Source organism: Streptomyces sp. NBC_00029 (genome assembly GCF_045160505.1).
GTDB lineage: Bacteria > Actinomycetota > Actinomycetes > Streptomycetales > Streptomycetaceae > Streptomyces.
This window is the reverse complement of sequence record NZ_CP108292.1, coordinates 2568257-2590824: the sequence shown is the minus strand read 5'-3', so window position 1 is coordinate 2590824 and position 22568 is coordinate 2568257. Positions and strand designations below refer to the sequence as shown.

Genomic DNA, 22568 nt, shown 5'->3' with positions numbered 1-22568 from the left:
CCGCGCGCGGACGTGCGCCCGCGGCGAGGAATCTGTATTCAGGGGCACATGGCCGTGATCGTGGCGTTGGGCGCGTTCCTGATGACCCTGGCGGGAGGTTGGGCGGCGCAGCGCGTCACCGACCGCCGCCACCTCGTGCTGGGCCTCGCCGGCGGGCTCATGCTCGGCGTCGTGGGCCTCGACCTGCTCCCGGAGGCCCTCCACGCGGCGGGTGACGAGGTGTTCGGGGTCCCGCTCGCCCTGCTGCTCTTCGTCGCCGGCTTCCTGGTCGCGCACGTCGTGGAACGGCTGCTCGCCGTCCGCCAGGCCGCGCACGGGGCCGAGGAAGGCATCGAGGGCAGTGCGCGCGTCCCCCAGGTCGGACTGACCGCGGCCGCGGCCATGGTCGGCCACAGCCTGGCCGACGGCGTGGCCCTGGGCGCGGCCTTCCAGGTCGGCGGAGGGATGGGCGTGGCCGTCGCGCTGGCCGTCATCACCCACGACTTCGCCGACGGGTTCAACACGTACACGCTCACCAGGGTCTACGGGAACGACCGCCGCAAGGCCCTGCTGATGCTCTACGCCGACGCCGTCGCCCCGGTCGTGGGCGCGGCGTCCACTTTGCTGTTCACACTTCCGGAGGAACCCCTCGGCGCCTACCTCGGCTTCTTCGGGGGCGTCCTGCTGTACCTCGCGTCCGCCGAGATCCTGCCCGAGGCACACCACAAGCACCCCGCCCTGTCCACGCTGATGTGCACGGTGGGCGGGGTGGCCGGGATCTGGCTGGTGGTGGGCATCGCGGACTGAACGCCGGCGCGGGACGGAGGTCACCGCCGTGCTGCCGCGGCTTCCGTGAAGCGGCGCGCGACGGACGGCTCCGCCGCCCAGTGCGTGTGCAGGTAGCTGGCGTGCACGCCCTGCTGCACGAAGCCCTCGACCCGGCGCTCCGGGTGCGTGAACCCCCAGGCCGGGGTCGCCCCGGCGCCCGGCTCGATCACCGTCCGGTGGAACTCGTGCCCGCGCAGCCGGGTGCCGGCCTGCGCGAGCGCGCTGTCGGACACCGCCACCGCCTCGCGGTAGCCGAGGGTGAGGCGCTCCGACATCCGCGCGTCGGCGTCGAGCACCCCGCACATGGGCTTCCCGTCCAGCGACCGCCCGAGGTACAGCAGCCCGGCGCACTCGGCCGCCACCGGGCCGCCGGCCCCGGCGAAGGCGGCGACGGCCGCCCGCAGCGGTTCGTTGGCGGACAGCTCGGGCGCGTACATCTCCGGGAAGCCGCCGCCGATCACCAGGCCGGTGGTGCCCTCGGGGAGCGCCTCGTCCCGCAGGGGGTCGAAGGTGACGACCTCCGCTCCGGCGGCCGTGAGCAGCTCCGTGTGCTCGGCGTAGGAGAACGTGAACGCGGCCCCTCCCGCGACCGCGATCACCGGCCTCCTGCCGGGGCTCCGCTCCGGACCCGGCGCCCCGGCAGCCGGCGCGGCCCGGTCCGGTGACCACGCCTCGCAGTCCAGCTGCGGGGCCGTGCGGGCCAGGGCCATCAGGGCGTCCAGGTCGCAGCCCGCCCGCACCTGCGCGGCCAGCGCCGACACCGAGGCCAGCGCGTCGGTGTGCCGCTCGGCCACGGGGACCAGCCCCAGGTGGCGCGAGGGCGTGGCCACCTGCGGAGCCCGCCGCAGGACGCCGAGGACCGGCATCCCCGCCTCCTCCAGGGCCTCCCGCAGCATCACCTCGTGCCGGTCGGAGCCGACCTTGTTCAGGATCACGCCCCCCAGCCGCACCTGCGGGTCGAAGGACGCGAAGCCGTGCACCAGGGCCGCCACCGACCGCGACTGCGAGGACGCGTCGACCACGAGCACCACCGGCGCCCGCAGCAGCTTCGCGACCTGCGCCGTCGACGCCAGTTCACCCCGGCCCGCGGCCCCGTCGTAGAGCCCCACCACGCCCTCGACCACGGCCAGGTCGCACCCGGCCGCCCCGTGCGCGAACAGCGGGGCGACCAGGTCGGGCCCGCACATGAAGGCGTCGAGGTTGCGTCCCGGGCGGCCGGTGGCCAGCGCGTGGTAGCCGGGGTCGATGTAGTCGGGCCCGGCCTTGTGCGGGGACACGGCGAGGCCGCGCTCCGAGAAGGCCGCCATCAGGCCCGTGGCGACGGTGGTCTTGCCGCTGCCGGACGACGGAGCGGCGATGACCAGCCGGGGGATGTCGAACGAAGTCACCACTCGATGCCCTTCTGGCCCTTCTGGCCGGCGTCCATCGGGTGCTTGACCTTGGTCATCTCGGTGACGAGGTCCGCGAACTCCACCAGCTTCTCCGGCGCGTTGCGGCCCGTGATCACCACGTGCTGCGTGCCCGGCCGGTTGCGGAGCACCTCGATGACCTCGTCGACATCGATCCAGCCCCAGTGCATCGGGTAGGCGAACTCGTCGAGCACGTACAGCTTGTGCGTCTCGGCGGCCAGGTCGCGCTTGACCTGCTCCCAGCCCTCCTTGGCCGCCTGCTCGTTGTCGAGCTGCGCGTCCCGCTGGACCCAGGACCAGCCCTCGCCCATCTTGTGCCAGACGACGGAGCCGCCCTCGCCGGAGGCGCCGAGGACCTTGAGCGCGTTCTCCTCGCCGACCTTCCACTTCGCCGACTTGACGAACTGGAACACCCCGATCGGCCAGCCCTGGTTCCAGGCGCGCAGCGCCAGCCCGAAGGCCGCCGTCGACTTGCCCTTGCCGGGGCCGGTGTGGACGAAGACCAGCGGACGGTTGCGGCGCTGGCGCGTCGTGAGCCCGTCGTCCGGAACGACGGACGGCTGTCCCTGAGGCATTAAGCGGCCCTCCTGTTGCTGCTGTTGGGTGAAGCGGTGGATGCCACCGCGGTACGTACGTTCTTCACGAGCCCGGCCAGCGAGTCGGCCCGCAGCCCGTCGAGCGTGACGGAGGGTCCGCCGAGGTCCCGCGCCAGTACGCCCGCCAGCCCCAGCCGGACCGGCCCGGACTCGCAGTCCACGACGACGGAGGCGACGCCTGCGGCCTGCAGCAGCCGCGCGCTGTGCCCGGCGAGCTCCCGCGGGCTGCTGTCCGTACGGCCCCCGGCGTTCCCGGCCGAGGTGGCCCGCCCGTCGGTGACGACCACGAGCAGCGGTCGGCGCGAGGGATCCCGCAGCCGCTCGATCCGCAGCACCTCGTGGGCCTTGAGCAGTCCGGCGGCCAGCGGGGTGCGGCCGCCCGTCGGCAGCTGCTCCAGCCGGGCAGCCGCCGCATCCACCGAGGAGGTCGGCGGCAGGGCCAGCTCGGCCGAGGCCCCGCGGAAGGTGATCAGGCCGACCTTGTCCCGGCGCTGGTAGGCGTCGAGGAGCAACGAGAGCACGGCGCCCTTGACCGCGCTCATGCGCTGCCGGGCGGCCATGGAGCCCGAGGCGTCGACGACGAAGAGCACGAGGTTGCCCTCGCGGCCCTCCCGCGTGGCCTGGCGCAGATCGTCCTTGCGGATCACCAGACCGCGCCCGTCGCGGCCACGCGCCCTCTGGTGCGGGGCGGCGGCCTGGATGGTCGCGGTCAGGTGCAGCTTCGTCAGGTGCCCGCGCGGACGCTGGGCGCCGGTGGTGCGGCCGTGGGCGGTGCGGGCGCGCGACCGGCGTCCGGACGCGCCCTCGCCGAGGCCGGGCACGCTGAGCATCCTGGTCCGGAACGGCTCGGCGGCGCGCACGGCGGCCTGCTCGGGCCCGCCGGCCTCCTGGGCGGAGGGCTGCGGGGCCTCGGCGGGGGCCTCGCCGGTTTCGGGGGTTCCGGGGGTCTCGGGGGTTTCGGCCGAGGGGCCGGGGTCCTGGGGTTCGCCGCCCTGCGGGGGCAGGCCGCCACCGCCGTCAGGACCGCCGTCCCCCGGGCCGTCGTCCTCGGGGCCCTCGGTGCCCGGACCGGGCTCGGGGTCCGGCTCGGGCTCCGGCTCGGGCTCCTCGTCGGGGAACTCGTCCAGGATCCGGTCGAGCAGGTCCTCGTCGATCCCGGGCGCGTCGAAGGGGTTGCGGCGCCGGCGGTGGGGGAGCGCCAGCAGGGCGGCCCGCCGGACGTCCTCCTTGCGCACCTCGGTACGCCCGGCCCAGGCGGCCAGGGCGGTCGCGGTCCGCGCCATCACGATGTCGGCCCGCATGCCGTCGACCTCGAACCCGGCGCAGGCCGCCGCGATCTGCAGGAGCGCGTTGTCACCGAGCGAGACCTTCGGGAGCAGCGCCCGGGCGGCCACCACACGGGCGCGGACCTCGTGCTCGTCCCCGGCCCAGCGGGTCGCGAAGCCCGCGGGATCGTCCTCGTAGGCGAGCCGGCGGCGGACCACCTCCACGCGCTGGGCGGGCTCGCGGGAGGCGGCCACCTCGACGGTGAGCCCGAACCGGTCGAGGAGCTGCGGGCGGAGCTCGCCCTCCTCGGGGTTCATCGTGCCGACGAGCAGGAAGCGGGCGGCGTGCCGGACCGAGACGCCCTCGCGCTCCACGTACGAGGCGCCCATCGCGGCGGCGTCCAGCAGCAGGTCGATCAGGTGGTCGTGGAGCAGGTTGACCTCGTCGACGTAGAGGATCCCGCGGTGGGCGTCGGCGAGCAGTCCGGGCTCGAACGCCTTCACGCCCTCGGCGAGGGCCCGTTCGATGTCGAGCGAGCCGACGAGACGGTCCTCGGAGGCGCCGACGGGCAGCTCCACCATGCGGGCCGGCCGAGCGCCGCCGGGGCCGGACTCGTGCGGGCCGTCCGGGCAGGCCGGGTCCGGCGTGGCGGGCGCGCAGCTGAACCGGCAACCCGATACGACGTCCACCTGCGGCAGCAGCGCGGACAGCGCGCGGACGGCGGTGGACTTGGCGGTCCCCTTCTCGCCGCGCACGAGCACCCCGCCGACCGCCGGGCTCACGGCGTTGAGCAGGAGCGCCAGCCGCAGGTCGCTCTGGCCGACCACTGCGGTGAACGGGTAGGGCGTGCTCATGCGTTGCCTCTCTCAGTGCGGGTACGTGTCGGTGTGCGCGGGCCCGTACGAGTGCGCGGGCCGGTACGGGTGCCGCTGCGGCGCCGTTGCGGGGGCTCCGCCCCCGGCCCCCCGCGCCCGGGTCGCCGGCGGGGCCGAATGTGCGGGGCTGAGCCCGTCATGGTGCGCCCGGAGGGATGAAGGGCAGGCCCGCAGGGGATCCACCCTCGATCAGCTTCAGCAGCGCATGCGTGTCCGCGTGTTCCTCGATCAGGTCGCCCAGCAGGTCCAGCTGTTCCTCCCGCAGGGTGGAGAACGACGTGTCCGGCGCCGGGACGAAGCGCCGGCCCGCCGCCGCGGCCACCTCCCGCAGGAACGCCCGGCGGAAGCCGTCCGACTCCAGTGAGCCGTGCCAGTGGGTGCCCCACACCGGGCCGACCCGGCAGCCGTCCAGGAAGGGCTCGCCGCCGAGCACTTCGGCCACGCCGTGGTGGATCTCGTAGCCGGAGACCTCCTCGCCGAGCGCCGTCCCCGAGGGCCGTGCCAGGGTCTTCTCCCGCTCGAACCGGATCCGTACGGGGAGGAGTCCGAGGCCGTCGACCTCGCCCGCCCGCGATTCGACCTCGTCGGAGATCCGCTCGCCGAGCACCTGGAACCCGCCGCAGATGCCCAGGACCGGCCGCCCCTCGGCGGCCCGGCGCAGCAGTGCGTCCGCGAGCCCGCGTTCCCGCAGCCACTGCAGGGCCTTGACGGTGCCCCGGGTGCCGGGTACGACGACCAGGTCCGCGTCGGCCAGCTCCTCGGCCCGGTCCACGAACCGCACCACGACGCCCGGTTCCGCCGCGAGCGCGTCGACGTCCGTGAAGTTCGACATCAGCGGAACCGCGCACACGGCGACCCGCAGCACGTCCTCGCCCACCGGCGGCGCGACCACGGACTCCCGTACCGCCCCGCGCAGGGAGACCCGCAGGCCGTCCTCCTCGTCGATGCCCAGCCCGTGCTGGAACGGCAGTACCCCGTACGTGGCCCGGCCCGTCAGGCCGCGCAGCATCTCCATGCCCGGCTCCAGCAGCGACACGTCACCGCGGAACTTGTTGACCATGTACCCGGCGATCAGCGACTGGTCCTCGGCCGACAGCAGCGCCGTCGTACCGAAGAAGGACGCGAAGACCCCGCCGCGGTCGATGTCGCCGACCACCACCACCGGGAACCGCGCGGCCCGCGCGATGCCCATGTTCACGATGTCGGTCCGGCGCAGGTTGATCTCGGCCGGACTCCCCGCCCCCTCGCAGATCACGGCGTCATACGTGCCCCGCAGCTGCTCCAGGCAGTCCGTGACGATGCCGAGCAACTGCTCCTGGCGCCCGCCGTGGTAGCCGCGGGCGCTCATCTCGCCCACCGGCTTGCCCAGCAGCACCACCTGGCTGCTGCGGTCGCTGCCGGGCTTGAGCAGCACCGGGTTCATCAGCGCGGTCGGCTCCACGCGGGCCGCCTGGGCCTGCATCGCCTGGGCGCGCCCGATCTCGGCGCCCTCCAGGGTCACGAAGGAGTTCAGCGACATGTTCTGCGCCTTGAACGGCGCCACCTTCACGCCCTGCCGGGCCAGCCAGCGGCAGATCCCCGCCGTGACCACGCTCTTCCCCGCGTCCGATGTGGTGCCCGCGACCAGCAGACCCCCGCCGCGCTTCGCGCCGCTCATGCGCGCCGCCCCTTCTTCGTCGTACGGGAGACCAGCAGCCGGACGGCCACACAGGCACCCAGCGCCAGCCAGCTCACCTGCCGCGACAGCCGTACCGCCCGCTCGATGTCCGCGACCTCCACCGGCCGCCCCGCCCCGCCGTTCAATACCGCCCGGTGCTCGACCCGGCCGCCGTACGCGAGGGTCCCGCCCAGTCTGACGCCCAGCGCCCCGGCGAAGGAGGCCTCGACGGGTCCGGCGTTGGGGCTCGGATGGGCGGCGGCGTCCGCGCGCCAGGCCCGTACGGCGCCCCGCCGGTCGGGGCCGGCCAGTACGGCGGCGACCGCCGTCAGCCGGGCCCCCGGCCAGCCCGCCAGGTCGTCGAGTCGGGCGGAGGCCCAGCCGTAGCGCAGGTAGCGGGGGGACTTGTGGCCGACCATCGCGTCCAGGGTGTTCACGGCGCGGAAGGCCAGCAGGCCGGGGACTCCGGCGACGGCGCCCCACACCAGGGCCCCGACCACCGCGTCGGAGGTGTTCTCGGCGACGGACTCCACGACGGCGCGGGCCATCTGCTGCCCGTCCAGGGCCTGCGGGTCGCGCCCGCACAGGTGGGGCAGCCGCTCCCGGGCCACCTCGATGTCCCCGGCGGCGAGCGCCCCGCCGATGGCGCGGGCCTCCCGGCCCAGCGAGGTGCCTCCCACGACGGCCCAGGTGGCGGCGGCGGTCAGGGCGATACGGGCGGCCGCGGGCCGGGAGCGCACGGCGCGGGCGCCCAGGGCCCCGACGGCGGCCGCGCCCCCGGCGCACACCAGGGTGTGCAGGAGGCCCCGGGAGCGGTCGTCGCGCCACAGGGAGCGCTCGACGGCGGCGGCGGCCTTTCCGAAGGCGGCCACGGGGTGCCCTCGGCGCGGATCACCGAGGATCCGGTCGCCGATCAGGCCCGCCGTGGCGCCGTACGCGAAAACGCGATCGGCACGCATGGTGACAGGTATGTCCTCACTCAGGGTCCGCGCCCTGGTTCGACGTGTCCGGCGGCGAGAGTTCCTGGCTCCCGGTCGCACTCGGCCCGAGTGCTCCGGTGACAGTGGCGGGACCGCGCCGGATTCGCACCGGACTTCCTCTCCATGCCGCCGTAATGGCTCGGGCAGTCCACCATGCACCGCGAAGCCCGTCAACTCGCCGTTGACCTGCGGTGCCGTGGGGGGCCCGGGATGCGAAAAGCTCCCTCCGGGACAAACCCGGAGGGAGCCTTCACGCCTGGCCGGCCGCGGGGCGGCGGATCAGGCGACGATCAGGTAGATCCCGTACGTCACGGCCGCCGCGACGAGCGCGAAGCAGGCGTACGCGCCGGTACGGGCGAGGGTGGCGGTGCCGCCCTGCTCGGTCGCGGTCTCGTGCTTGGACAGGCCCACCAGGCCCAGGGTGAAGAGGGCCACGAGGGCGACGGTGGCGAGGAGGCTGACCCCGAAGACGGAGCCGAGCGCTTCCCAGTCGATCTTCATACTGCCGTTCCTCTGTGTGTCTCGGTCAGACCGCGGCGGCCGGAGCCGCCGGGGTCTGCGTCGCGGCCGGGATGGTGGCCTTCAGGTCCTCGTCCGTGACCGCGGCGGTCGTACCGGCGAGGGGGGTGCCGATGCCGGCTGCGGCGACGGTCGGCGGGACGGTGACCGCGGCGATCGCCGTGGTGACGACACCCGGCTCCTCGGCGTGGGCCGGCTCCACCTCGTTGACGTTGTTGTGGTCGACGACCTGGCGGCGCGAGATGAGCCAGATGGCCAGGCAGGAGCCGATCAGGAAGAGCGTGACCGCGGCGATGCCGACGTCACCGATGCGCATGACCAGTTCGGCACCGGCCGAGACCAGCGCGGCGGCCGGCAGGGTCAGGCCCCAGGCGACGAACATGCGGGTCGCGGTGGACCAGCGGACCACACCGCCCTTGCGGCCCAGGCCCGCACCCATGACCGCACCGGAGCACGAGTGGGTGGTGGAGAGCGAGAAGCCCAGGTTGGAGGAGGCGAGGATGACGGACGCGGCCGAGGTCTGGGCGGCGAAGCCCTGCTGCGGCTGCAGGTCGGTCAGGCCACTGCCCATGGTGCGGATGATGCGCCAGCCGCCCAGGTAGGTGCCCATCGCGATGGCGAGTCCGGCGGAGACGATGACCCAGACCGGCGGGTTCGCGTCGGGCGCGATCGCGCCGCCGGCGATGAGGGCCAGGGTGATGATGCCCATCGTCTTCTGAGCGTCGTTGGTGCCGTGCGCGAGGGAGACGAGACCGGCCGAGGCGATCTGACCGGCGCGGTACCCCTTGGCGGAGGTCTTCTCGCCGACCTTGTTCCCCATCCGGTACGTGACCTTGGCGGCCAGGTACGCGGCGATGCCGGCCACCAGGGGGGCGGCGATCGCGGGGATGAGGACCTTGGTGACGATGACGCTGCCGTTGACCGCGCCGAGGCCGGCGGAGGCGACCGCGGCACCGATCAGGCCGCCCATCAGGGCGTGCGAGGAGCTGGAGGGGAGCCCGACCAGCCAGGTGACGAGGTTCCAGAGGATCGCTCCGACCAGGGCGGCGAAGATCACCTCTGGCTGGATGCCGTCCTCGTTGACCAGTCCCTTGGAGATCGTCTTGGCGACCTCCACGGACATGAACGCGCCGACGAGGTTGAGCACGGCGGACATGGCCACCGCCGTCTTGGGCTTGAGGGCGCCGGTCGAGATGGTGGTGGCCATCGCGTTGGCCGTGTCGTGGAAACCGTTCGTGAAGTCGAACACGAGAGCGGTAATGATCACGATCCCGAGGAGAAGCGTTATGTGCTCCATTTACCCAGGCTTCTGTTTGACGTCAGTGGCTCGGCGACCGTAGGCAACCTGGATGAACGGAAGATGAACTGACTCGGGCGGGGCGGTGTACTGGCCCGGGGGGTGATCGGGTCATTCGTCCTGATTCTGGCGCAGATAACGCCATTAATGCACGTCAAAGGCGGGTGAATGAACCCCTCCGCAGGCACTCCGCCCTGCATACGATCCCCCCTCTCCGGCCCCGAATGAGACCCAGATCACTCCACCCTCGCAGATGGCGGAGGGATCTCCTCCGGTGGCCCGCCCGAGGCCGCGCCGCGACACTGGAGCCGTGCGAACCGCGACAGCAACGGCTGCGGCCGTCACCACGACCCTCCTGGTTGCCGGCGCGGCCGCCGTCGCCGTCGGCAGGCACGCCGCCGACGCGGCCCTGCGGCCCGAACCCGGACGTCCGCTCCCCGGCGGGCCGAAGCTCAGCGTCCACTCGGCCGCCGCCGACCGCATCACCCTCACCCGCTCGCTCGCCTCCCTGCGCCCCGGCACCTACGGCCTGGTCGCACCCGGCGTGCACGCCGTCGTCGGACCCGTGCTCCCCGACGCCGACCCCGGCCCGGACGCCGTCGTGCGGCGGCTCGTCTCCGTCACCCACGGCACCCTCGGCCCCGGCACGCGGGTCTCCCTCACCCCCCAGGTGTACGTCGGCAACCCGGGCACCGCCCTCGGGCTCGAGCACGCCGACGTGGACGTCCCCGGGGAGCTCGGCGCCCTGCCCGCCTGGTTCGTGCCCGCGGTCCGGGACACCTGGGTGATCACCGTGCACGGCCTCGGCAGCAGCCGCGAGCACCCGATGGTCGTCATGCCCTTCCTGCACCGCCACCAGCTGCCCGTCCTGGACCTCGGCTACCGGGGCGACCTCGGCGCCCCCGCCTCCCCGGACGGCCTCGGTCACCTCGGGGAATCGGAATGGCGGGATCTGGACGCCGCCATCCGCTACGCCGTGCGGTACGGAGCCCGCCGCGTGGTCCTGCACGGCTGGTCCACCGGCGCCACCATGGCGCTGCACGCCGCCGAGCGCTCGGCGCTGTCCCATGTGATCTCAGGACTGGTGCTGGACTCGCCGGTGCTCGACTGGCACGCCACCCTGCGCGGACTCGCGGCCGCGCGCGGCACTCCGTCCGTGCTGCTTCCGCTGGCGGTGCGGGCCGCAGAGGGCCGCGCGGGCCTGCGCGTCGACCGCCGGCCGGCGGGCGCGGACCCCGGCGCGCTGCGCGTCCCCGTACTGATCTTCCACGGCCCGGACGACGCGCTCGCCCCCTGGGAGCCCTCCCGGCGGCTCGCCGCCGCCCGCCCCGACCTCGTCACCCTGCACGCCGTGGACGGGGCCGGCCACGGCGCGATGTGGAACGCCGACCCGGCCGGCTACGAGGAAGCCCTGCGCCGCTTCCTCACCCCCCTCATGTGAAGGCCGGGTGAACGCCCGCGAGAAGGCCCGGACGAGGGCCAGGATGAAGGCCCGTCATGTGAAGGCCCTGTGAGGGACAGGGCCCTGCGGGCGGCTTGTCCCGGTCTGCACTGCGGGCGGCCGGTGGCAACGGCTGGTTCCGTTTGGGCTTTCGGCCAGTGACGGGCGAGACTGCTTCCGTGACGTCCCGAAAGCCTGATGAGCAGTTGGCTCGCGACTCCAGACTCCGACTCGTCTCGCCGCGCTCCGTCGCCGCGGCCCGCAAGGCGGTGACCGACCGACGCACCCGTCCCGCGCCCCGGCCCCCGGCGGGTACACCCGCCACGGCCGACCTCGCGAACCGGGCCCGGGCCTCGCTCGCCGACGCCGTACGCCTGACCCGCTGGGCCGAGCACAACCTCGGCGCCGGAGACGGCGGCCGGCCCGCCCCGACGGGCGCCCTGCCCCCGGCCGACGTCGAACGCGCCGCCGGAGAGCTGGGACTGACGCACGGCCAGATCCAGGTCGGCTGGGACCGCGCCCGGCTCGCCGGACTGGTCGAGGTGCACGGCGGTCACGCCCGGCCCGGCTGGCGGCTGCGCGCCTGGGACCGGGACGACACCGCCGTACTGCGCGGCTGGGTCGCGCTCTTCGACGCCTGGTCGCTGGTCCACCCCGCTCCCGCGGACATCGCCCCCTCGGCCGTCGCCGAGGTCGTCGAGGCGATGCCCCAACTCCTCTCCCTCCTCCAGCTGTCCGCCGGCCCGGTGACCGTCCCCGACCTGCTCGACCTGCTCGGGCAGCGCGTCACCGAACTGCGCGACGAACGGTGCGAGATCCCCTACGAGGCCGAGCCCGCGGTGGCGCCGACCTCCGCGGTGGCGCTCACCTCGGCCGCAGGTTCCGCGGAGGCCCGCCCCGTCCCGCTCGCCCGGCTGCTGCGCTGGGCGCTCGGCGGACTCGCCGCCGTGGACGCCGTCACCCTCGGTCCCGCCCGGGCCGCGCTCACCCCGCTCGGCAGCTGGGCCGTCTGGGTCAAGCTGGAGCAGATCTGCGTCGCGGCGCAGAGCCCCGCCGGGAACATCGAGCAGTCCGCCGCCGCCATGCTGCACGGCTGCGCACGCCTCACCCCGGGCCCGGCCCGCGCCGAGTACCAGGCATGGCTCGCCGCCCGGCCCGTCGGCCATGCCGTGGCCGAGCTCCTGCAGGCCGCCCGCGGCGAGGACGCCCTGCTGCGCGGCCTCGCCTTCGAGGCGCTGCGCGTGGTGGGCGCCCCCGCCGAACCCGAGGTGCGCTCCGCCGTGCGCGAGCCCGCCCTGCGTCCCTACGCCCTGCTCTGGCTCGCCGAGCACGACGGGATCGACCCGGACGAGGCGCAGTACGTCCTGACCGCCGAGGAGTCGACCTGGCTCTGGGTGGACACCGCGGCCGCCATCGCCGACCACGGTGAGGCCGAACTGCTGGCCCGGCACCTGGACTCGGCCGTCCGGACCACCGTGCCCCGGCTGCTGGACGAGGTCCGTGCGGTCGGCCATCCGCGCACGGTGCAGGTGCTGGTCGCGCTGGCCGCGGCCCACCCCGACCCGACGCTGGCCAAAGCGGTCCGCAGGGCGGCCTTCCAGGTCCACACCGGCGGCGAGTGACTCCGTAGGAAGCTTGCTCCGCGGGTAGCCGGCACCGCGGGAATCGGGCAGGGGGCGGGCGCGCCGCGGGGTCAGACCTGCGGCGCGTACGTCCCGAAGCTCCAGACGTTGCCCTCGGCGTCCCGGGCCATGTAGTCGCGCGAGCCGTAGTCCTGGTCGGTGGGCTCCATCACGATCTCCGCGCCGTGCTCGACGGCCCGACGGTGGTGGGCGTCCACGTCGTCGACGACGACATAGACCCCCGAGGGGCCGGCGCCCTCCATGGCCTTGTCGAAGACCCCGCCCGTGCCCGAGCTGCCCAGCATCACCACGCCGTTGCCGTATGCCAGCTCGGCGTGCGTCACCGACCCGTCCTCACCCTCGTAGACGGCGATCTGGCTGAATCCGAAGGCCTCGGTCAGCAGCCGGATGGCCGCCTTCGCGTCGCGGTAGACCAGGGTGGGACAGATGGACGGAACGCCTGCCATGACGATCACTCCCTCTCGTGACGGTGACCCGCGTCACACCAGCATGGCAGGCGGGACCGACAGTCAGCGGAAGGTGTTGCACCGGGCCATGTCGCCCGTGCGGTAGCCCTGGTAGAACCACTGCTGGCGCTGCTCGGCCGAGCCGTGCGTCCAGGACTCCGGGGTCACCCGGCCCTGGAACTTCTCCTGGATCCGGTCGTCGCCGACCGCCGCCGCCGCGTCCAGCCCGTCCCTGATGTCGTCCTCGGTCAGGAGCTTGATCAGCGGCCGCCCGGTGGAGGCGTCCGCGACGTTCGTCGCGTTGTGCGCCCACACCCCGGCGTAACAGTCGGCCTGGAGCTCGACCTTGACCGCGTTGCTGTTCGGGCCCTGCCGGCCGTCCTGGGCCCGCTGGAGCGTTCCGGTCAGGTTCTGGATGTGGTGCCCGTACTCGTGGGCGATCACGTACGCCTGTGCGAAGGGGCCGCCGCTCGCGCCGAACTTCGTCCGCAGGTCGTTGAAGAAGTCGAGGTCCAGATAGACCTTCCGGTCCGCGGGGCAGTAGAAGGGGCCCACCGCCGCGGTGGCCATCCCGCACCCGGTGTTCGTCCGGTTCTCGAAGAACACCGTCGTCGACGGGCTGTACCGGCCGCCGCGCCTGGCGAACTCCTGCCTCCAGAAGTCCTGGGTGCTCCGGGTGACCGCTTCCAGCCGGCAGTCCTCCCGCGTGTTCGCGTCCTTGCCCGAGGCGCAGGCCTGCCGCATCTGCTCGGCGGTCGAGGCCGTCGGCACCGGCTCCTCGGTGGGGGCCAGCCCCAGCTGGTCCGGACCCACCCCGAACAGGAGCCCCATGATCAGCGCGATGAGCCCGACGATGCCGCCGCCGACGGTGGCCTTCCCTCCCGGGATGCGGCTGCCGCCGCGCCTGTCCTCGACTCCGGAGCCGTCGAGTCTGGCGTCGTCGTCGAACTGCATCCCGCACCGCCCTCCGCTGGTGGAACGGGCACGCTCGCGGCTGCGCCCATGCGGCGAGTATCAACCCATTCATCCTGGTACGCGCTTCAGCCGCCCCGGGGCGCCGCTGGGCCGAACGGGGGATACGAAGCGGTGGCCCCGGCGTGCCGGCCGGCCCGGCCCGCGCCCCGAAACCAGTTGCACACCCCCGCTAGAATGTCTCTCATGGCAAATCTCCTCGCGGATTAGCGGCGTCGAAGCATCGCGTCCTGCCCCCCTTCCGCCGTCCCCACCCGCCCTGGAGTATTTCCGTGATCACCGCCACCGGCATCGAGCTGCGCGCCGGCGCCCGCATCCTCATCGAGTCCGCCTCCTTCCGCGTCGCCAAGGGCGACCGCATCGGCCTGGTCGGCCGCAACGGAGCGGGCAAGACCACGCTCACCAAGTGCCTCGCGGGCGAGGGCCAGCCCGCCGGCGGCTTGATCACCCGCTCGGGCGAGGTCGGCTACCTCCCGCAGGACCCGCGCACCGGCGACCTCGACGTGCTGGCCCGCGACCGGATCCTGTCCGCGCGCGGCCTCGACGTGCTGATCAAGAAGATGCGTGCCAACGAGGAGCGCATCGCGACCGGCAGCGGGGGCACCCGCGACAAGGCGATGAAGCAGTACGAGCGCCAGGAGACGGAGTTCCTGACCAAGGGCGGGTACGCCGCCGAGGCGGAGGCCGCGACCATCTCGGCCGCCCTCGGCCTGCCCGACCGCGTGCTCGGCCAGCCCCTGCACACCCTCTCCGGCGGCCAGCGCCGCCGCGTCGAGCTGGCCCGGATCCTCTTCTCGGACGCCGACACCCTGCTCCTCGACGAGCCGACCAACCACCTCGACGCCGACTCGATCGTCTGGCTGCGCGACTACCTGAAGACCTACCGCGGTGGCTTCATCGTCATCTCCCACGACGTCGACCTGGTCGAGACGGTCGTCAACAAGGTCTTCTACCTGGACGCCAACCGCTCCCAGATCGACGTCTACAACATGGGCTGGAAGCTCTACCAGCAGCAGCGCGAGGCCGACGAGAAGCGCCGCAAGCGCGAGCGCCAGAACGCCGAGAAGAAGGCCGCGGCCCTGAACTCGCAGGCCGACAAGATGCGCGCCAAGGCCACCAAGACGGTCGCCGCGCAGAACATGGCCAAGCGCGCCGACCGGCTGCTGGCCGGCCTGGACGCCGTCCGCGTGTCCGACAAGGTCGCCAAGCTCCGCTTCCCGGACCCGGCGCCGTGCGGCAAGACCCCGCTGACCGCGGAGGGCCTGTCGAAGTCCTACGGCTCGCTGGAGATCTTCACCGACGTCGACCTGGCCATCGACAAGGGCTCCCGCGTCGTCATCCTCGGCCTCAACGGCGCCGGCAAGACCACCCTGCTCCGCCTGCTCTCGGGCACCGAGAAGCCGGACACCGGCACGGTCGTCCCCGGCCACGGCCTCAAGCTCGGCTACTACGCCCAGGAGCACGAGACCCTGGACCCGGAGCGCACGGTCCTGGAGAACATGCGTTCCTCCGCGCCCGACCTGGACCTGGTCGCCGTACGCAAGACGCTCGGCTCCTTCCTCTTCTCCGGGGACGACGTGGACAAGCCCGCCGGGGTGCTCTCCGGCGGTGAGAAGACCCGCCTGGCCCTGGCCACGCTGGTCGTCTCCTCGGCGAACGTGCTGCTCCTCGACGAGCCCACGAACAACCTCGACCCGGCCAGCCGCGAGGAGATCCTGGGCGCGCTGCGCACGTACAAGGGTGCGGTCATCCTCGTCACGCACGACGAGGGCGCCGTCGAGGCGCTGGAACCGGAGCGGATCATCCTGCTCCCGGACGGCGTCGAGGACCTGTGGGGACCGGACTACCGGGACCTGGTGGCCCTCGCCTGACCGGGTTCCGGTTCCCGTTCCGCTTCTGATCCAATTCCTTATGGATCATTCGGCTCACGGGTGATCCATCATCTGAGTGAGACGGTCTCGTACCGTTGCGCGTCGTACGACGGCCCCGGCCGCACCCGTCAGGGTGCGCGCCCGGGGCCGTTCGTTTTCTGCTTCCGCGCCCCTGACCTGGCGATTCCCGACGGGGGCAGCGGAGTGTGACGGAAGTCATGCGGCGGAAGAGGAGATTCCGTTCTGCTCGTGTGTCCACCGCTCGGGAAATGCCGTCGTACCGACCTTGCTGAATGGGTGGCCAGGAAGCGTGGGAGGGGTGATCATGAGAAGTCCAGAGCGCACTTCCCATGAGGAGGCACGGGTGGCCGAGACTCTGAAGAAGGGCAGCCGGGTAACCGGCGCCGCGCGCGACAAGCTCGCGGCAGACCTGAAGAAGAAGTACGACTCCGGTGCGAGTATCCGGGCGCTGGCCGAAGAGACCGGCCGGTCCTACGGATTCGTCCACCGGATGCTCAGTGAGTCCGGGGTATCGCTACGTGGTCGCGGTGGCGCGACACGCGGCAAGAAGGCGGCAACGGCCTGACCCCCGGTCCCATCGGTTCCGACGCTTCACCTGCTCCAAGGTTCATCATGATCCGACGGTTCCTTCGGTGACCCCCGGTCGGCCTTCCGGTCGGCTGGGTGGTTACTGTGCAGTCACTTAGGCCGAGCTTGCGGCCGACTGCACACCGGAGGCATGAGTGATGGCTCTGCTCGACAAGGACGGCGTACGACTCACCGTCGACGACACGGTCGCCACGGTGACACTGACCAATCCGGCCAAGCGAAATGCCCAATCCCCCGCGCTCTGGCGGGCTTTGGCCGAGGCCGGGAGGTTGTTGCCGGGCACCGTCCGGGTCGTCGTGCTGCGCGGTGAGGGCAAGTCCTTCTCCGCCGGGCTCGACCGGCAGGCGTTCACCCCCGAAGGTTTCGAGGGCGAGCCGTCCTTCCTCGATCTGGCACGCGGTTCGGACGAACTGCTCGATTCCACGATCGCCGAGTACCAGGAGGCATTCACCTGGTGGAGGCGTAACGACATCATCTCCGTCGCCGCCGTGCAGGGGCACGCGATCGGCGCCGGCTTCCAGCTCGCGCTCGCGTGCGACCTGCGCGTGGTCGCGGACGACGTGCAGTTCGCCATGCGCGAGACCAGCCTGGGTCTGGTCCCCGACCTGGCCGGTACCCAGCCCCTGACCTCCCTGGTCGGCTACGCCCGCGCGCTGGAGATCTGCGCGACGGGCCGCTTCGTGCACGCCGAGGAGGCGGAGCGGGTCGGCCTCGCCAACCTCGTGGTCCCGGCCGACGAGCTCGACGCAGCCGTCCAGGACCTCACCACGGCCCTGGTGGCCCCGCCGCGCGACGCCGTGATCGAGACGAAGGCGCTGCTGCGCGCCGCGCAGTCGCGCCCCTACGACGACCAGCGCGCCGCCGAGCGTGCGGCCCAGGCCCGCCGCCTGCGGGACCTGGCGGGCCTGTCCGACTGACGGTCCGCGGTACGGCCGGAGCCCCGGGAAAGTCGGCCAGCCGACCGGCGTAGTCCCGGGGCGCCGGAGCGGTCGGGCGCCTAACGTGGAGCGGAGTGAGTCCGCCACCCATGCGAAGGGACACGCGATGACCGAATCCGCATCCGGGGGTTCCGGCAAGGAGCCCGGCGACCGGGGACGCACGAGCATCGCCGACGGGGTGGTCGAGAAGATCGCCGGTCTGGCCGCCCGCGAGGTGGTCGGCGTGCACGCCATGGGCAGCGGCAGCGGCCTCTCCCGCACTTTCGGCGCCGTCCGCGACCGGGTGCCCGGTGGCGGGAAGTCCGGGGTCAGCCGCGGGGTCAAGGCGGAGGTGGGCGAGGTCCAGACGGCCCTCGACTTGGAGATCGTCGTGGACTACGGCGTGTCGATCCGCGACGTCGCGCGGGCGGTGCGGGAGAACGTCATCTCGGCGGTCGAGCGGATGACGGGCCTGGAGGTCGTCGAGGTCAACATCGCGGTCAGCGACGTCAAGCTGCCCGATGAGCCCGACGAGGAGCCGGAATCCCGTCTCCAGTAGCCGAGAGGAGCCCGCATGAGCATGGCGATCGCCGGAATGTTCGCCGGCATGGCCCTGGCGTTCGCCGGCTACTTCGGCGGCTTCGGAGCCTTTCTGCTGGTGGCGGCCCTCGGCGCCATCGGTTTCGTCGCTGGACGCTTCCTCGACGGAGACCTGGAACCCGGTGACCTGTTCCGCCGCCGTGACGACCGGCGCGGGTGAGGCGCGGATGAGCAGCAGTAGCAGCAGCCCACCGCGCTCCGCCCCGCCCCGGGTCGCCGCCGCCGACCGCGGTGCCACCCGGATCGCCGACCGGGTCGTCGCCAAGATCGCGGCCCAGGCCGCCCGTGAAGTGCTCGACACGGCCTCGGGCGCGCCAGCGCACGCCACCGTCACCGTGCACCACGACATCGCACGGGTCCGGGTGAGCCTGGAGCTGGACTACCCCTCCGACCTGGCCGCCCAGTGCGCGGCCGTACGCCGCCAGGTCGCCCTGCGCATCGAGGAGTGCGCGTCGATGTCCGTGCCCGAGGTGGACATCGACATCGAGCACCTGCACTCCACCCACACCCGGACCGCCGCCGGGCGGGACAGGCGGCTGCGGTGACGGCTCCCGGTACCGGCCCGGTCCGCCGGTTCCGCTCGGCCCGGCGGGTGCCCGCCGCGCTCACCGCCCTGGTCGTGCTCGGGGTGACGGCCCTGTTCCTGTACGACCTGGCCGCCCTGCGGGCCGACCGCCCCGGCATGAGCTGGCGCCGCGACCTCGCCGACCGGCTGGCCGTGCACACCCCCGCGGACCTGGGCGTCCAGCTGGTCGCGGGAGCCCTGGTGCTGGCCGGGGCGGTGCTCCTGCTGCTGGCCCTGGCCCCCGGGCTGCGCGGGGTCCTGGCGATGCGGCCTCCGGAGCCGGGGACGGGCGTACGGGCCGGGCTCGGCCGCAAGGACGCCGCGCAGATCCTGCGGGACCGGGCCATGGAGGTGTCCGGAGTGCGGTCGGTCCGGGTCAAGGTGGGCCGCAAACGCGTCGGGGTGCGGGCCACCTCGCACTTCCGCGACCTGGACGACGTACGGGCCGACCTGGACGAGGTGCTCGCCGTCGGCATCGAGGAACTGGGCCTCGCGCACCCGCCGCAGCCGAGGGTACGGGTCAGGAGGTGAGCGGGATGCTCGGGACGGTGAACCGGATCCTGCTGGCGGCGACCGGAGCGGTCCTGCTGGCGGCCGGCGTAGTGGTGCTGACGGGCCGGTGGCCGCTGCACGGCCGCCACGTGCCGCTGCTGAGCGAGGAGACCAGGGACCGGTACTGGCACGCGGGCGGCTGGTGGTGGGCGGTGCTCGCCGGGCTCGCGGTGTGCGTGCTGCTCGCGCTGTGGTGGCTGCTGTCCCAACTGCGGCGCTCACGGCTGTCGGCGGTGGTCGTGGACACCGGGGACGGGGCGTTCGCCCTGCTGCGCGGGCGCGCCCTGGAGGAAGCGGTGGCCGCGGAGGCCGGCGCCCTGGAGGGCGTCGCCGGCTGCCGGGTCGCACTGCGCGGGCGGCGCGACTCGCCCGCACTGCGGGTCGCGCTGGAACTGGAACCCCACGCGGTGCCCGCCGACGCCCTGGCCGCCGTGGCCGGACCGGTCCTGACCCACGCCCGGACCTCGGCGGGCCTCCCGGAACTGCCCGCGGAGGCCCGCCTCAAAGTGACGTCCCACCGGGCCCAGCGCGTGACGTAGCCGAAGGTCGCGACCGGTCAGAAGCCGTGCCGGGAGCCGCCGTCGACCGGGAGCATGACGCCCGTCAGGTACGAGGCCGCGGGGGAGAGGAGGAAGGCCGCCGTGCGGCCGAACTCCTCCGGGGCGCCGTACCGGCGCAGCGGGATGCGGGACTCGTTCCCCGTCCGTGCGGCTGCGGCGTCACCGGACAGCGCGTCGAGCTCGCGCACGCGGTCGGTGTCGATGCGCGCCGGAAGCAGGCCGACGACGCGGATCCCGCGCGGTCCGAGCTCCAGCGAGAGGGACTTCGCGAAGCCCGCGAGGCCGGGGCGCAGGCCGTTGGAGATGGTCAGGCCGGGGATCGGCTCGTGGACCGAGCCCGACAGGACGAAGCCGATGACCCCGCCCTCGCCCAGCTCGGCGGCCGCCGCCCGGGCGAGGCGGACCGCGCCCAGGAAGACCGACTCGAAGGCCGCGGCCCACTGCTCGTCGGTGTTGTCCGCCGCGAAGCCCGGCGTGGGGCCGCCGACGCTGATGAGGATTCCGTCGAGGCGGCCGAAGCGCTCCCGGGCGGTGGCCACCAGGCGCGCGGCCGCCTCCGGGTCGGAGTTGTCGGCCGCCACGCCGGCCGCGTTCGGGCCGAGCCCGGCGGCGGCGTCGGCCGCCCGCTTCTCGTCCCGGCCCGTCAGGAGGACCTTCGCGCCGTCGGCGGTCAGTTCCCGGGCGGAGGCGAGGCCGAGGCCGCGCGTGGCCCCGGTGACGATGTAGACACGGTCTTTCAGTCCAAGATCCATGCCGACACGCTACGCCGTCGCCGGCTCCTGCCGGGCGGCTTCGGCCCCGGCCGCCTCCTCCTCGCGCTCGCGCTTCTCGCGCCGTACGAGGATCACCCAGCCCACCGGAACGGCGCCGGTGAACAGCCACCACTGGACGGCGTACGCCATGTGCGGGCCGATCGAGTCGTGGTCCGGGTCGGGGATGGTCTCCGGGCCGCCGTCCGCCGGGGCCGGAGCGGTGAGTTCCAGGTACCCGCCGAGGACCGGCCTGCCCAGGTACTGCGCCTGCTGCGTGCTGTTGATCAGCATCACCTGGCGGTCGGGCAGGCCCTTGCGGTCCTTGATCCCGCTGCCGCCGCTCGTCTCGTCGCCCTTGAGCCGGCCGGTGACCGTGACCTCGCCCGTGGGTGCAGCCGGCACCGGCGGGTAGGCGCGGGGGTCGTCGCCGCCGGGCACCCAGCCCCGGTTGACCAGGACCACCCGGCCGTCGGAGAGGACCAGCGGGGTCAGGACGTGGAAGCCGACCTTGTCGTCGGCGTCGGTGCGCATCCGTACGACGACCTCGTGCGCGGAGTCGTACGTGCCGGTCGCGGTGACGGCGCGCCAGAAGTCCGCGCGCGGGACCCGGTGACCGGGGGAGGTGACCTCGGCCATGGGGACCGGCTCCGCCCGCAGGTTCGCCTCGATCAGCTGGTTCTGCGTGACGCGGTGCTCATGGCGGTGGTACTGCCAGAACCCCAGCTTGATCATCACGGGGATGAGGGCGAGGGCGATCAGGGTGAGGAACACCCACTGCCGGGTCAGCACAAAGCGGTACACGCCCACGACGGTACCTGCAGCGCGAAGGACCCCGGAGGCCGGGTGGCCGTCCGGGGTCGTGGCGTACGGAACGGGGGTGGCGGGCCGGCGATCGGAACGCGGGGGAGTCAGACGCGGTCGACGATGCCCACCTTCCCCTCCGCCCGGGCGCAGTGCGCCCCGCAGAACCACTGTCCCTCCACCTCGACGCCCTGGCCGATGATCGAGACCCGGCAGTGCTCGCAGACGGGCGCCATGCGGTGGATGGCGCAGGAGAAGCAGTCGAAGACGTGCACGGCGCCCTGCGCGTGCACCTCGAAGGACATGCCGTAATCGTTTCCGCAGACCTCACAACGTGCCATGGGCGGAATGCTGCGCACGGGGACGGTACGGAACAAGATCCAGCGGGGTGAGTCGCCGTGCCTGCACCCGGCCGGCGCAACGCACCCTCCGGTTCAGGACTCGGCCGGGGCCACGTCCCGCAGCAGCTGGGTGAAGGCCGCCTCGTCGACGACCGGCGTGCCGAAGTTCTTCGCCTTGACCGTCTTGGAGGTCGCCGAGTCGGGGTCGTTCGTCACGAGGAGGCTCGTGAGCCGCGACACACTCGTCGCGATGTGCAGGCCCGCCTCGACGGCGCGGTCCTCCAGCAGCTCCCGCTCCACCGAGGTGTCACCGGAGAAGGCGATCCGCATGCCCTGCTTCAGCGGCTTGCCGTCCTCGAAGCGCCCCGGATTGGGGTGCGGGCACGGCGGCCGCTTGCGCGAGGGCCGCCAGCTGCCGCCCCGGTAGGAGGCCTGGTACCCGACCCGCGGGGTGACGGCGGAGTCCGACCACTCCGTCAGCGGCCGGCACTCCAGCAGCGGCAGCCGTACGCCGCCCTCCGCGGCCGCGTGCAGCGAGGGGCGGAACGCCTCCGCGAGCACCCGGGCGTCGTCGAGCGCGTGGTGGGCGCGCTGCTGGACCACCCCGAAGTGCGCGGCGAGCGACTCCAGCTTGTGGTTGGGCAGCGGCAGGTTCAGTTCCTTCGACAGGGCGATGGTGCACAGCCGCTGACGGACCGGCGCCGTCGCCGCCGCCCGCGCGTACTCCCGGGCGATCATCTGCCAGTCGAAGATGGCGTTGTGCGCGACCAGCACCCGGTCCGCGAGCCGGTCGGCGAACTCCTCGGCGATGTCCTCGAACAGCGGTGCGTCGGAGAGCATCGCGCTCGTCAGCCCATGGATCCACACCGGTCCCGGGTCCCGCCGCGGATTGACCAGTGTGTACCAGTGGTCCTCCACATTGCCCTGGGCGTCGAGCCGGTAGACGGCGGCGGAGACTATCCGGTCGTCGCGAGCGAGCCCGGTGGTCTCCACGTCGACGACCGCGTACCCCTGTGGGTACGCGGTCGGCCACATCGTCTCTGCGGTCGTACGGTCGTCGAGCATGGTCACAGAGGATATCGGCCCCGACTG

24 protein-coding genes and 1 riboswitch are annotated in these 22568 nt (G+C 73.3%); of the genes, 11 read left to right on the top strand and 13 right to left on the bottom strand.

All coding sequences use genetic code 11. The features are described 5' to 3' along the window. Positions 1–48: 48 nt before the first annotated feature. A complete protein-coding gene (locus OG753_RS12445; protein ID WP_327261868.1) occupies positions 49–786 on the top strand; it encodes a ZIP family metal transporter in 738 nt (245 codons plus the stop codon). Between the two features lie 20 nt (positions 787–806). Here the strand turns inward: OG753_RS12445 and OG753_RS12440 are convergent, their stop codons facing one another. The 7 genes from OG753_RS12440 to OG753_RS12410 all read right to left on the bottom strand — a co-directional run bounded on the left by OG753_RS12440 (position 807) and on the right by OG753_RS12410 (position 9406). Beyond that, positions 807–2198, bottom strand: a complete 1392-nt coding sequence (locus tag OG753_RS12440) for a cobyrinate a,c-diamide synthase (protein WP_405788439.1) — start codon at positions 2196–2198, stop codon at positions 807–809. Beyond that, positions 2192–2791, bottom strand: coding sequence for a cob(I)yrinic acid a,c-diamide adenosyltransferase (gene cobO / locus OG753_RS12435; RefSeq protein WP_161296251.1), 600 nt, complete (start codon positions 2789–2791; stop codon positions 2192–2194). The genes OG753_RS12440 and cobO overlap by 7 nt, the downstream gene beginning before the upstream one ends. Beyond that, the gene (locus OG753_RS12430; RefSeq protein ID WP_405788437.1) at positions 2791–4932 is read right to left on the bottom strand and encodes a putative cobaltochelatase; all 2142 of its coding nucleotides are present in this window, start codon (positions 4930–4932) and stop codon (positions 2791–2793) included. Before OG753_RS12430 ends, cobO begins: the two co-directional genes overlap by 1 nt. A gap of 157 nt (positions 4933–5089) precedes the next feature. After that, positions 5090–6610: a cobyric acid synthase gene (locus OG753_RS12425; protein WP_405788435.1), complete on the bottom strand. Its 1521-nt coding sequence runs from the start codon at positions 6608–6610 to the stop codon at positions 5090–5092. After that, entirely contained in the window at positions 6607–7569 is a 963-nt protein-coding gene (locus OG753_RS12420; protein WP_327261864.1) for a cobalamin biosynthesis protein, read from the bottom strand. The genes OG753_RS12425 and OG753_RS12420 overlap by 4 nt, the downstream gene beginning before the upstream one ends. Before the next feature lie 37 nt (positions 7570–7606). Continuing rightward, positions 7607–7750: riboswitch (cobalamin riboswitch) on the bottom strand. A 119-nt stretch (positions 7751–7869) separates the two neighbouring features. Then, complete coding sequence (locus tag OG753_RS12415; RefSeq protein WP_327261863.1) at positions 7870–8091, bottom strand: hypothetical protein; 222 nt, start codon at positions 8089–8091, stop codon at positions 7870–7872. A gap of 25 nt (positions 8092–8116) precedes the next feature. Further along, positions 8117–9406: an anion permease gene (locus OG753_RS12410; protein WP_327261862.1), complete on the bottom strand. Its 1290-nt coding sequence runs from the start codon at positions 9404–9406 to the stop codon at positions 8117–8119. 310 nt (positions 9407–9716) lie between these two features. Here OG753_RS12410 and OG753_RS12405 point away from each other — a divergent pair, with 310 nt between their 5' ends. Both OG753_RS12405 and OG753_RS12400 read left to right on the top strand, forming a co-directional pair. After that, complete coding sequence (locus OG753_RS12405; RefSeq protein WP_327261861.1) at positions 9717–10847, top strand: hypothetical protein; 1131 nt, start codon at positions 9717–9719, stop codon at positions 10845–10847. Between the two features lie 179 nt (positions 10848–11026). Beyond that, complete coding sequence (locus tag OG753_RS12400) at positions 11027–12469, top strand: hypothetical protein (protein ID WP_405788432.1); 1443 nt, start codon at positions 11027–11029, stop codon at positions 12467–12469. Positions 12470–12540: 71 nt separating this feature from the next. Here the strand turns inward: OG753_RS12400 and OG753_RS12395 are convergent, their stop codons facing one another. Both OG753_RS12395 and OG753_RS12390 read right to left on the bottom strand, forming a co-directional pair. Further along, positions 12541–12936: a VOC family protein gene (locus OG753_RS12395; protein ID WP_327261860.1), complete on the bottom strand. Its 396-nt coding sequence runs from the start codon at positions 12934–12936 to the stop codon at positions 12541–12543. A 63-nt stretch (positions 12937–12999) separates the two neighbouring features. Then, positions 13000–13890, bottom strand: a complete 891-nt coding sequence (locus tag OG753_RS12390) for a neutral zinc metallopeptidase (protein ID WP_405788430.1) — start codon at positions 13888–13890, stop codon at positions 13000–13002. A gap of 290 nt (positions 13891–14180) precedes the next feature. Between OG753_RS12390 and OG753_RS12385 the strand changes: the two genes are divergently transcribed. The 8 genes from OG753_RS12385 to amaP all read left to right on the top strand — a co-directional run bounded on the left by OG753_RS12385 (position 14181) and on the right by amaP (position 19561). Further along, positions 14181–15779: an ABC-F family ATP-binding cassette domain-containing protein gene (locus OG753_RS12385; protein WP_327261858.1), complete on the top strand. Its 1599-nt coding sequence runs from the start codon at positions 14181–14183 to the stop codon at positions 15777–15779. A gap of 364 nt (positions 15780–16143) precedes the next feature. Further along, on the top strand, positions 16144–16365 hold the full coding sequence (locus OG753_RS12380) for a helix-turn-helix domain-containing protein (RefSeq protein ID WP_030010789.1): 222 nt from the start codon (positions 16144–16146) through the stop codon (positions 16363–16365). Between the two features lie 160 nt (positions 16366–16525). Continuing rightward, positions 16526–17305 (top strand): enoyl-CoA hydratase/isomerase family protein, encoded by a 780-nt coding sequence (locus tag OG753_RS12375; RefSeq protein ID WP_327261857.1) that lies wholly within the window; start codon positions 16526–16528, stop codon positions 17303–17305. A 127-nt stretch (positions 17306–17432) separates the two neighbouring features. Then, the gene (locus OG753_RS12370; protein ID WP_327261856.1) at positions 17433–17864 is read left to right on the top strand and encodes an Asp23/Gls24 family envelope stress response protein; all 432 of its coding nucleotides are present in this window, start codon (positions 17433–17435) and stop codon (positions 17862–17864) included. 15 nt (positions 17865–17879) lie between these two features. Then, entirely contained in the window at positions 17880–18065 is a 186-nt protein-coding gene (locus OG753_RS12365; protein WP_030762666.1) for a hypothetical protein, read from the top strand. Positions 18066–18072: 7 nt separating this feature from the next. Further along, positions 18073–18450 carry a hypothetical protein gene (locus tag OG753_RS12360; protein WP_327261855.1) on the top strand — a complete coding sequence of 126 codons (378 nt, stop codon included), beginning with the start codon at positions 18073–18075 and terminating at the stop codon, positions 18448–18450. Then, the gene (locus OG753_RS12355) at positions 18447–19001 is read left to right on the top strand and encodes a DUF6286 domain-containing protein (RefSeq protein ID WP_327261854.1); all 555 of its coding nucleotides are present in this window, start codon (positions 18447–18449) and stop codon (positions 18999–19001) included. Before OG753_RS12360 ends, OG753_RS12355 begins: the two co-directional genes overlap by 4 nt. A 5-nt stretch (positions 19002–19006) precedes the next feature. Beyond that, a complete protein-coding gene (gene amaP, locus OG753_RS12350) occupies positions 19007–19561 on the top strand; it encodes an alkaline shock response membrane anchor protein AmaP (RefSeq protein WP_405788426.1) in 555 nt (184 codons plus the stop codon). 17 nt (positions 19562–19578) lie between these two features. Here the strand turns inward: amaP and OG753_RS12345 are convergent, their stop codons facing one another. The 4 genes from OG753_RS12345 to OG753_RS12330 all read right to left on the bottom strand — a co-directional run bounded on the left by OG753_RS12345 (position 19579) and on the right by OG753_RS12330 (position 22547). Further along, entirely contained in the window at positions 19579–20334 is a 756-nt protein-coding gene (locus OG753_RS12345) for an SDR family oxidoreductase (RefSeq protein WP_405788424.1), read from the bottom strand. A 9-nt stretch (positions 20335–20343) separates the two neighbouring features. Then, on the bottom strand, positions 20344–21135 hold the full coding sequence (locus OG753_RS12340; RefSeq protein ID WP_327261851.1) for an SURF1 family protein: 792 nt from the start codon (positions 21133–21135) through the stop codon (positions 20344–20346). Positions 21136–21242: 107 nt separating this feature from the next. Next, positions 21243–21476: a hypothetical protein gene (locus OG753_RS12335; RefSeq protein WP_078938101.1), complete on the bottom strand. Its 234-nt coding sequence runs from the start codon at positions 21474–21476 to the stop codon at positions 21243–21245. Positions 21477–21569: 93 nt separating this feature from the next. After that, positions 21570–22547, bottom strand: coding sequence for a DEDDh family exonuclease (locus OG753_RS12330; RefSeq protein ID WP_327261850.1), 978 nt, complete (start codon positions 22545–22547; stop codon positions 21570–21572). Between the last annotated feature and the right edge of the window lie 21 nt (positions 22548–22568).